This is a genomic window from Roseomonas acroporae (assembly GCF_023223525.1).
GTDB classification, from domain to species: Bacteria; Pseudomonadota; Alphaproteobacteria; order Acetobacterales; family Acetobacteraceae; genus Roseomonas_E; species Roseomonas_E acroporae.
This window is the reverse complement of the sequence record NZ_JALPRX010000082.1, coordinates 23,835-31,758: the sequence shown is the minus strand read 5'-3', so window position 1 is coordinate 31,758 and position 7,924 is coordinate 23,835. Positions and strand designations below refer to the sequence as shown.

Genomic DNA, 7,924 nt, shown 5'->3' with positions numbered 1-7,924 from the left:
CCCCGCACCCCGGTCGTTTTGGGCCTCGGTGGTTCGGCCGTCGGGTCCTGAGACCGAGCGGGGGTCCAGGGGGCTTCGCCCCCATTCTCCCCTTGGGTGGGAGAGCGCGGAGTGGGCGAAGCCCTCTCTGCCGGAGTCCGGGGCGGAGCCCCGCGCCCCTCAGCCCCCGGCCTGCTTCGCGGCCACCAGTTCCTCGACGCGTGTCGCGAGGTTCTTCATCACGAAGTACTTCTCGGGCGGCGCCTGGCCGGCATTCACCTCCTGGGTCCAGGACTCGACCGGCACCTTGATGCCGAACGCCTTGTCGATGGCGAAGACGATGTCGAGGAAGTCCAGGCTGTCGATGCCCAGGTCGTTGATCACGTGGCTGTCGGGCGTGATCTTGTCACGCGGGACGTCGCTGTTCTCAGCGATGATGTCGGCAATGCGCTCGAACGCCGAGGCCATGAGGCGTCCCCTCCGATCCGGGCGAAGTTGGGAAAATGAGCGGCGTCTTTGGCCCGAACCGGCGCCCTTGGCAAGCCGCGAGCCCCGCGCCAGCCCCGGCCGGGGCGCGGGTCAGCCCGGCGCCGCGGACGCCGTTCCGCCATCCTCGCGGAGCATGGCGATGATGCCGGAGAAGTCCTTCCCCTCCCCGCCCGCCGCCAGGAAGCGCTCGTAGAGCGCGAGCGACGCCGCGCCGAGCGGCGTCCCCGCCCCCGTCTCCCGCGCCGCCTGCTGCGACAGGCCGAGATCCTTGGCCATCAGCGCCGCCGCGAATCCGGGCCGGTAGTCCCGGTTGGCGGGGCTGTTGGGCACCGGGCCGGGCACCGGGCAGTAGGTGGTGAGCGACCAGCACTGCCCCGAGGAGCGGGAGGCGACGTCGAACAGCGCCTGGTGCGACAGGCCGAGCCGCTCCGCCAGCACGAAGGCCTCGCAGGTGCCGATCATGCTGATGGCGAGCAGCATGTTGTTGCACACCTTGGCCGCCTGCCCGGCCCCGGCCTCCCCGCAATGGACCACCGTGCGGCCCATGGCGGCGAGGATCGGCTCGGCGCGCCCGAAGGCGTCGGCCGGGCCGCCCACCATGAAGGTCAGCGTGCCGGCCTCCGCCCCCATCACCCCGCCCGAGACCGGCGCGTCCAGCATCGGCCGGCCGACGGCGGCAGCGACCTCGCGCGCCGTCGCGACGTCGATGGTGGAGCAGTCGATCAGCACGGCATCCGGCCCGGCGGCCGCGGCCAGCCCGGCCCCGCCGCCCTTGCTTCCGCTGCCCATGCCTTCGCTGCCCACGCCTCCGCTGCCCATGCCTCCGCTGCCCAGCCAGACCTCGCGGACATGCCGCCCGGCGGGGAGCATGGTGACGACGAAATCGGCGCCCGCGGCCGCATCGGCCGACGCCGCGGCGGCACGGGCGCCCGCCTCGGCCAGGGCTACCACCGCCGACGCCTGGAGGTCGAACACCGCCACGTCGTGCCCGGCCTTGAGCAGGTTGCGCGCCATCGGCGCCCCCATGTTGCCGAGCCCGACGAACCCGATGCGTGCCATGTGCCGCCTCCCCTTCCGTGGTTGCCTGCGCCCCAGGCTACAACAGAAGGCGGCCACGGCGAGCCGGCCGCGGCGCCGGCCTCCGCCCGGGACCCGATCCCTTGGCCCGATCCCCTGGCCCACCCTCCCGGCCCGTGCCGCCGGCGCGGCCAACCCGGGCGGCGCCGCGGGCCGTCGCGGGACAGCGCCCGGCCGACGGTCTCCGGGCCCGTCACCGTCGGGATCGGCCGGCCTTCACCCGGCCGGGTGCAGGGCGCCCTGGAGGACGGCCGGCGGCGGGACGACGGCTGCCGGCGCGAAGGCCGTGCTGCCGAAGCCCCGCAGCCTGACCAGGGCGGCCTCGACATGGGTGCGCGCGAGATCCGCGGCGCCCTCCGGGTCCCCCTTCAGGACGGCGCAGAGGATCTCCTCGTGCCCCTGCCAGAGCGGCGCCAGGCTCAGCAGGCGGTTCGAGAGGGCGCTGACGACGCGGCGGACGTGATGCCAGTTCATCGTGGCGACCGTCTCGATCAGCGGGTTGCCGGACAGCTCGTAGATGTAGCGGTGGAACAGGAAATCCGCCTGGATCATGGCGCTGACGTCGCGCTCGGCCACGGCCCGCCGGCCGTCGAGGAGAATCGCCTCGCCCGCCTCCCGCTCGCGCCCCGTCACGCGTTCGGCGGCGCGCGCGGCGGCGGCGGCATCGAGCGCCGCGCGCAGGTCGTAGACGTTCTCGGCCAGCTCGATGCTCATCGGCGCCACCACGAGGCCGCGCCGGCCGGCCTCCTGGACGAAGCCTTCCTTGTGCAGCTGCTGCAGCGCCTGGTGCACCGGCTGCCGCGACACGTCGAGGCGCTTCGCGAGGCTGTCCTCCGCCAGCCGCTCGCCGGGTGCCAGCTCGCCCAGGCAGATCGCGTCGCGGATCTTCTCGTAGACCTGATGTCCGAGCGACTGGGTGAGCTTCACAGGTTCCATGCGCGCGCGTGCCTCCACGGATATCGTACACCGTATTTCGGTCGCAGATCCATCCCCGGCCCATTGTAGCGCATGCTTCGCCACGCGCCCCGGCCGAGTTCGCCTCCGGCGTTCCCGGATCATCGTCGGCAGGCGAACAATTCCGCTTGACTCCATCGCGTACCAATACCGTATACCGTATTTAAATCTCGCGCCCAACCGGTGCCTATCGCCAGTTCGCCGGCCTGCCATGAGGATGGAGGCTAGCCTTGCGTAACAACGACTTCGCCCGCCCCGGCCCCGATTCGGGCCTGCCGGGCGACGACACGTCCGCCGGCGTGGGCTCGGCAGTGCTGGGCGGCCTGCTGACGCTGATCCTGATCCTGCCGGTCGCGGTGTTCTTCTGGTTCGCCGCCTACAGCCCGGGCAGCCTCGCCACGCCGGTCAGCGCCGGCGGCAGGACCTCGGTCTGGATCGTGTACGGGCTGGCCCTCATCTTCTTCTCGACCGCGCTGAACGGCCTCTACGTGTTCCTCACCAACCGGCGCTGGGTGCGCCGGACCGGGATGGCCGCGGTGGCCGGCCTGTCGCTGCTCGCGGCATTCCCGGCGCAGGCGGCGACCCCCGGCGGCGGGCCGAACACCCAGGCGGTGGCCTTCTTCCTGCTGCTGGTCGCGCTCACGCTCGGCATCACCTACTGGGCTGCCCGGCGGACCCGCTCGACGAAGGACTTCTACGCCGCCGGCGGCCATCTCACCGCCTGGCAGAACGGCCTGGCCATCGCCGGCGACACCATCTCCGCGGGCGCCTTCCTGGGGCTGTCGGGGCTGGTGTTCGCCAACGGCTTCGACGGCCTGCTCTACGCGGCGGGCTACGCGGTCGCCTATCCCATGGTCGGCATCCTGTTCGCCGACCGGATGCGCAGCCTCGGCCGCTTCACCTTCGCCGACGTCGTCGCGTTCCGCCTGTCGCCGACGCCGATCCGCATCCTGGCGGCGTCCAGCACGCTGGTGATCGCGGTCTTCTTCCTGATCGCCCAGATGGTGGGCGCGGGGCAGCTCGTGCAGCTGCTGTTCGGGATCGACTACGTCTACGCGGTGTGCGCCGTGGGCGGGCTGATGGTCTGCTACGTGCTGTTCGGCGGCATGATGGCGACCACCTGGGTGCAGATCATCAAGGCCATCCTGATGCTGGCCACCGGCGTCACGGTGGCGCTGCTGATCCTCAGCCGCTTCGGCTGGAGCTACGACGCCCTGCTGGCGGAGGCGGTGGCGCTGCATCCCAAGGGCCTGGCGATGCTCTCGCCGACCAGCTTCGCGGCCTCGCCCCTCTCCACCCTGTCGCTGGGCCTGGCCATGTTCGTCGGCACCGCCGGCCTGCCGCACCTGATCATGCGCGTCTTCACCGTGCCGGATGCCCGCACCGCGCGCTCCTCCATGTTCTTCGGCGTGCTCTGCATCAGCAGCTTCTTCGCGCTGATCTCGATCATCGGCGTCGGGTCGGTTGCGCTGGTGGCGGGCAACCCGGAATACGTGCTGCCCAACGGCGCGCTGCGCGGCGGCGGCAACATGGCCGCCGTCCATCTCGCCCATGCGGTGGGCGGCGACCTGATGCTGGGCTTCGTCGCGGCGGTGGCCTTCGCCACCATCATCGCCGTGGTGGCGGGGCTGACCCTGTCCGGCGCGGCCGCCGTGTCGCACGACATCTACGCCAACATCCTGTGCCGCGGCCGGGTGAACGAGCGGACCGAGGTGCTGGTCTCGCGCGCGGCGACCCTGGTCCTCGGGATCCTCGCGGTGGTGCTGGGGATCGCCTTCCAGGGGCAGAACATCGCCTACGTGATCGGGCTGGTCATCGGCATCGCGGCCGCCTCCAACTTCCCGCTGCTGCTCCTCTCGCTCTACTGGCGGGGGCTGACGACCTGGGGCGCCGTGCTGGGCGGCAGCACCGGGCTGGTGCTGTCCATCGTGCTGACGGTGCTGGGTCCGGCGATCTGGGTGAAGGTGCTGGGCCACGCCGAGCCGATCTTCCCGCTCGATCCGCCGACCCTCGTGGCGCTGCCGGCGGCCTTCATCGTCTGCATCGGCGTCTCGCTGCTCGACCGCAGCCGGCGCGCCGCGATCGACCGCGCCGGCTTCGTCGAGCAGAGCCGGCGGATGCGGGGCGGCGGCCTGGTCGCGGCGCCGGCGGCCGAGTGACGGGCCGGTGACGCCCGACGCCGCGCGGCGACGGCGCGGACGGACCCGCCCGGCCGTCGATCGCGGGCCGCCGCGGCGTCGCCCGCGCGGAGCAGGCGCCGGTACCGACCCCGCCCGACAGGATCGGGCGCGGCGGGGCCCGGCGAGACGGCCGGCGGCGGGTTCGCGCGCCGCCGGCGCGGCCGACACACGAAAGCATTCCGGACGTCAACGACAGGTAGCCTGATCATGCCAGACCTCTTCAGCGAGTTCCGCCTCAAGGATGTCGTGCTGCGAAACCGGATCGCGGTGTCGCCGATGACGCAGTATTCCTGCGACGGCCAGGACGGCATCCTGACCGACTTCCACCTGATGCATCTCGGCGCGCGCGCCGCCGGCGGCGCGGGGCTCGTGGTGATGGAGCAGCTCGCCGTCTCCCCGGAAGGGCGCATGACGCCGGGCTGCGCCGGCATCTGGTGCGACGAGCAGATCCCGATGCTCCGCCGCGTCGCCAGCTTCATCAAGTCGATGGGCGCGGTGCCCGGCGTGCAGCTCGGCCATACCGGCCGCAAGGGCGGCATGACGCCGCCCTGGGAGGGCTATCACCAGCTTCCCGACGACCATCCGCTCGGCTGGGAGGCGATCGGCCCGACGGACACACCCTATGGCGGCAAGCGCTTCCCGCGCGGCGCCCGGTACGCGACGAAGGAGGACATCGCGCGGCTGGTGTCCGACTTCGCCCGCGGCGCCGAGCGGGCGCTGGAGGCCGGGTTCGAGTGGGTGGAGATGCACTACGCGCACGGCTTCCTGGGGGCCAGCTTCCTGTCGCCCGTCGCCAACACGCGCGACGACGAATACGGCGGCAGCCTGGAGAACCGCGCTCGCTTCCTGATCGAGGCCTTCGACGCCGTCCGGGCGGTATGGCCGGAGCGGCTGCCGCTGACGATGCGGGTCGGCGCGATCGACTACGGCATGGAGACCCATTCGGTCGAGGACACGATCTGGCTGACCCGCACGATGGCCGAGCGCGGCCTCGACCTCGTGGACATCAGCATGGGCATGAACACCGATGCGGGGCCGGAGGTGCCCTGGACCGATCGCGGCTTCATGGTGCCCACCGCGGCACGCATCCGCGCCGCGACCGGCATTCCCACGGCCGTGAGCTGGAACGTGGGCAACCCGGCCTATGCCGACCGGATCATCCGCGACGAGCAGGTGGACCTGCTGATGATCGGCCGGCCGATCATCGCCAACCCCCACTGGCCGCTCTACGCGGCGCTGGAGCTCGGGCGCAACGAGCCTTTCGCGGTGCTGCCGAAGCAGTACAGCCACGCCCTGGAGCGTAGCCGCGACACGGTGAATTGCGGCGGCTTCACGCTGGCGAGGGCGAGCTAAGCAAACCTCTCGAGGTTTGCGCATGGACAAATGGCTGAGCAGGCCTGCGCAGCCTGCCGCAGCCTATTTCCATCCGTGGCGCAGGCCGCACCGGTTCCCGTGGCGCGGGCGCGTCGCGCGGGTCCGACCCGCGGGCGCGGGTGACGAGGCGGTCCGGGCCCCTGCACCCGGTGGCCACGCCCGGGCATGGCCCGCCGGCACCCGCGCCGAGGGAGCGTCGGCCGGCCGGGTCACGCGGTCGCCATCCTATACCGGCACCGCCCCCGGCCGCTTCAGCGGCGTCAGCACGAAGCTGGAGCGGGTCTCCTTGACCCCCGGCATGCGCAGCAGCGCCTTGAGCGCGAAAGCCGCATAGGCCTCGAAGTCGGCGGCGAGGATGTGCAGCAGGTAGTCCATCTCGCCGCTCATCGCGTAGGCGGCGAGCACCTCCGGCCGGCCGGCGAGCGCCTTCTGGAAGGCGCTCACCACCTCCTCGGCATGGCTCGACAGCGCCACCGAGACGAAGGCCTGGAGCGGCAGGCCGAGCCGCGCCGGATCCAGCAGCGCGGCGTAGCCGGCGATCACCCCCGCCTCCTCCAGCCGGCGCAGCCGGCGCTGGCAGGGCGTGGCGGAGAGCCCGACCCGCTCGGCCAGGGCGACCACGGAAAGCCGCCCGTCGGCCTGCAGGGCACGCAGGATGCGGCGGTCGATGGCATCCAGGGAAAGGGCGGAATCCGCCATGGACGGGAATCCTCCTGGTGAATTCCGCCAATCCTAGCCGGTCCGGCAGTGGATTCGTCGCGGATTCCGCCGCCGCTCCGGCGCTAGCCTCGGCAACGAAGGAGACGTCGCCATGGAAGGCAGCCTACCCCCGCTCAGCATGGGCTCCCCCATGGGCACCCCTCCGGGCCACCGGCCGCCTCCCCCGGCTGCCTCCCCGGGCGGGGCGCCCCTGGACGCCCCGCTGGCTGCCCCCCTCGACATCCCCCTGCCGGCCGCCAGCCGCGCCGCCAACCTGCGTGGCGACTACGCCGCCGCCCGGCCCGACGGCACGGTGGATCAGGATGTGGCGGCCTACACGGCCGCCGACCACGCCACCTGGCGCACCCTGCACGCCCGGCAATCCGCCCTGCTGCCCGGCCGCGCCGCCGCCGCGTTCCGCGACGGGCTGCGGCGCCTCGACTGCGGCGACGGGGTGCCCGACTTCGCCCGCGCCTCCGACCGGCTGCGCGCGGCCACCGGCTGGTCGCTGGTGGCGGTGCCCGGCCTGATCGCCGACGGCGCCTTCTTCGAGCACCTCGCGGCGCGCCGCTTCCCGGTGACGGTGTGGCTACGGCGGCCCGACGAGCTCGACTACCTGGTGGAGCCGGACGTGTTCCACGACTTCCTGGGACACGTGCCGCTGCTGATGCAGCCGGACTTCGCCGCCTTCATGGAACGCTACGGCCGCCTCGGCGCCTGGGCGATGCGGCATGGCGCGCTGCTGCCGCTGGCGCGGCTGTACTGGTTCATGGTGGAATTCGGCCTGATCCGTGAGGAGGGAGCGACGCGCGCCTACGGCGCCGGAATCCTGTCCTCGCGCGCCGAGCTGCTGCACGCCACCGGCGACGGGGGTGCCCGGGCGCCGCGCCGCCTGCGCTTCGACCTCGGCCGCGTGCTGCGCAGCGACTACGTCATCGACGACCTGCAGCCGACGCTGTTCGTGCTGGACGACTACGCCACGCTGTTCGCGGCGGCGCGCGACCTGCCCGAACACCTGCTCGCCGCGCGCGACGCCCCGGCCATCGCGCCGGGCGCGGCCGACCCGGACGACCAGCCCGCCCGCTGACGCGGGCGGCGCCGCCGGATCGCGGCGCCGGCGTCGGGATCGGGCCCGTGCCACGTCCCGGCCGGCGCCGACGCGCGCCGCGTCC

The 7,924-nt window shown here is 72.9% G+C and carries 7 protein-coding genes; 3 read left to right on the top strand and 4 right to left on the bottom strand.

Going from position 1 to position 7,924, the window contains the following annotated elements:
• Window positions 1-159: 159 nt before the first annotated feature.
• From M0638_RS18740 to M0638_RS18730, 3 genes are all read right to left on the bottom strand, one after another.
• Entirely contained in the window at window positions 160-447 is a 288-nt protein-coding gene (locus tag M0638_RS18740; RefSeq protein WP_248668530.1) for an acyl carrier protein, read from the bottom strand.
• 111 nt (window positions 448-558) lie between these two features.
• On the bottom strand, window positions 559-1,527 hold the full coding sequence (gene mmsB, locus M0638_RS18735; RefSeq protein ID WP_248668529.1) for a 3-hydroxyisobutyrate dehydrogenase: 969 nt from the start codon (window positions 1,525-1,527) through the stop codon (window positions 559-561).
• 234 nt (window positions 1,528-1,761) lie between these two features.
• Window positions 1,762-2,481: a GntR family transcriptional regulator gene (locus M0638_RS18730; protein ID WP_248668528.1), complete on the bottom strand. Its 720-nt coding sequence runs from the start codon at window positions 2,479-2,481 to the stop codon at window positions 1,762-1,764.
• 248 nt (window positions 2,482-2,729) lie between these two features.
• Here M0638_RS18730 and M0638_RS18725 point away from each other — a divergent pair, with 248 nt between their 5' ends.
• Both M0638_RS18725 and M0638_RS18720 read left to right on the top strand, forming a co-directional pair.
• Entirely contained in the window at window positions 2,730-4,658 is a 1,929-nt protein-coding gene (locus M0638_RS18725; protein ID WP_248668527.1) for a sodium:solute symporter family transporter, read from the top strand.
• A 228-nt stretch (window positions 4,659-4,886) separates the two neighbouring features.
• A complete protein-coding gene (locus M0638_RS18720) occupies window positions 4,887-6,032 on the top strand; it encodes an oxidoreductase (protein WP_248668526.1) in 1,146 nt (381 codons plus the stop codon).
• 246 nt (window positions 6,033-6,278) lie between these two features.
• Here M0638_RS18720 and M0638_RS18715 read toward each other — a convergent pair whose 3' ends face one another.
• Window positions 6,279-6,752, bottom strand: a complete 474-nt coding sequence (locus M0638_RS18715; RefSeq protein WP_248668525.1) for an Lrp/AsnC family transcriptional regulator — start codon at window positions 6,750-6,752, stop codon at window positions 6,279-6,281.
• A 112-nt stretch (window positions 6,753-6,864) separates the two neighbouring features.
• Here M0638_RS18715 and phhA point away from each other — a divergent pair, with 112 nt between their 5' ends.
• The gene (phhA, locus tag M0638_RS18710; RefSeq protein WP_248668524.1) at window positions 6,865-7,839 is read left to right on the top strand and encodes a phenylalanine 4-monooxygenase; all 975 of its coding nucleotides are present in this window, start codon (window positions 6,865-6,867) and stop codon (window positions 7,837-7,839) included.
• Window positions 7,840-7,924: the final 85 nt, after the last annotated feature.